Genomic DNA, 2099 nt, shown 5'->3' on the forward strand with positions numbered 1-2099 from the left:
TAGACCAGCAGTGCGGTTAAGCGAGTGCAAATTTAAGTCTTTATTTAGTTTGTGCAAACTTTTTGAGCAAAAAAAATCATTTTTTTTGTTTTTTTTCTCGACAAAATCTGATTGCACACCAAAAACATCTCATAAACAACACATTACTTTTAACTTATAGTTTTATAGAATTTTTTGTTAATGCTCGTTTCTTTACATAAAAAAACATTTTCTTTGTAGGATATAAAACGTTCAAATTTTTAACACCTAAATATGGCACAATTCAATTTCAATAAATGGAATACAATTATTGGTTGGTTTGCATTTGCAATCGCTTTAATAACTTATACATTAACAGTAGAACCTACAATGAGCTTTTGGGATTGCGGAGAATATATTGCTACCGCAGCCAAACTTGAAGTAGGTCACCCACCGGGAGCTCCGCTTTTTCAGATGATGGGTGCATTTTTTGCAATGTTTGCAATAGATGCTCAACATGTAGCTGTAATGGTTAATATGATGTCTGTTTTCTCTAGCGCATTTACCATATTATTTATGTTTTGGTCATCGTCTATGATTTTGAAGAAAATTGTAGCTCGTTTTGCAGAAATTAATCAAAACAATTCGATAGTAATTTTAGGAAGTTCTTTTGTTGGAGCTTTAGCTTATACATTTTCTGATAGTTTTTGGTTTAACGCAGTAGAAGCCGAAGTTTATGCAATGGCTTCTTTATTAATTGCATTGCTTTTTTGGCTTGGACTACGCTGGGAGCAAGACATGGACAAACCAAAAGGAAACAAATGGCTTTTAATTATTTCTTTGGTTGTTGGTCTTTCGTTTGGAGTTCACTTCATGGCCCTTTTAACTATCCCATCAATTGGATTTTTATACTATTTCAAACACTACGAAAAAGTTACAATCAAAAATTTCATTGTTGCTAATATTGTAGTTATTGGAATTTTATTATTTATCTTCAAATTACTTCTTCCTCTTACAATGGCATTTTTCGGAAAAACCGAAATCTTCATGGTAAACAGTATGGGACTTCCATTCAACTCGGGAACTATCTTTGTAGCATTATTATTTATTGCGTTTTTCTATTTTGGATTAAAATATACTAGACAAAAAGGCTTAATATTCTACAACACCATTATATTATGTATCTTATTCATTCTTATTGGTTTCTCAACTTGGTTAATGCTTCCTGTTCGCGCAAATGCTAATACAGTTATTAACGAAAACAAGCCATCAGATGCTACTGAAGTTTTAGCTTACTACAACCGTGAACAATATGGTGTTAATCCTTTATTTTATGGTCCTCAATACACTGAGCTTTTTGCTGGTCTTGATGCTAAAACACCTTATTTAGACAAAAAGCCAAACTACGAGAGAGATTATAAAACTGGTAAATACATTATTACCAACAATTATAAAAATGCAGAACAAAATTCTGATGACAACCAGAAAGCGGTTCTACCAAGAATGTGGAGTACAGAAACAGCTCATATTCAAAACTATATCAACTTTACTAATCCTCCGAAGTTCCGAATCAATCCTAATTATGATTACGATGAAGAACTAGCAAAATACGGAATTGATGCTAGTCAATTAAGTGAAGATGAATACAATAAAGCTACTGCCCAATTGCGTAATGAAGTTGAAAAAACAGTTTCTGAATTCAGAAAAGCTTACGCTCAAAAACAAATTGACAATGAAGGGTATGTTAAATTCTTAAACAGTTACAAAGATTATCTGATCATTGAAAAACCATCTACAGTAGACAACTTCAGTTTTATGTTTGAATATCAATTCGGATACATGTACTGGAGATATTTAATGTGGAATTTTGTTGGACGTCAAAATGATGTTCAAGGCAAATATGATAATTTGGATGGAAACTGGATTAGCGGTATTAAAGCTTTAGATTCTGTTCATTTAGGTTCTCAAGATAATTTACCTTCTGATGTGTTAAACAACAAAGGGCGTAATGCTTATTATTTCCTTCCTTTTATTTTAGGTTTAATTGGTATAATGTACCACGCCAACAAGGATTTAAAGAGCTTTTATGTTCTCTTGGCTCTATTTTTATTCACAGGAATTGCATTAAAAATATACTTAAA

Annotated in this window: 1 protein-coding gene; it reads left to right on the top strand. The window is 31.9% G+C overall.

Annotation, left to right across the window (positions count from 1 at the left end; genetic code table 11):
• Positions 1-252 precede the first annotated feature (252 nt).
• Positions 253-2099 (top strand): DUF2723 domain-containing protein (locus B3J44_RS21520; protein WP_286971344.1); only part of this gene is annotated, 1847 nt, incomplete at its 3' end.

This window comes from Flavobacterium sp. UBA4854, from assembly GCF_002399805.1.
GTDB lineage: Bacteria > Bacteroidota > Bacteroidia > Flavobacteriales > Flavobacteriaceae > Flavobacterium > Flavobacterium ginsengisoli.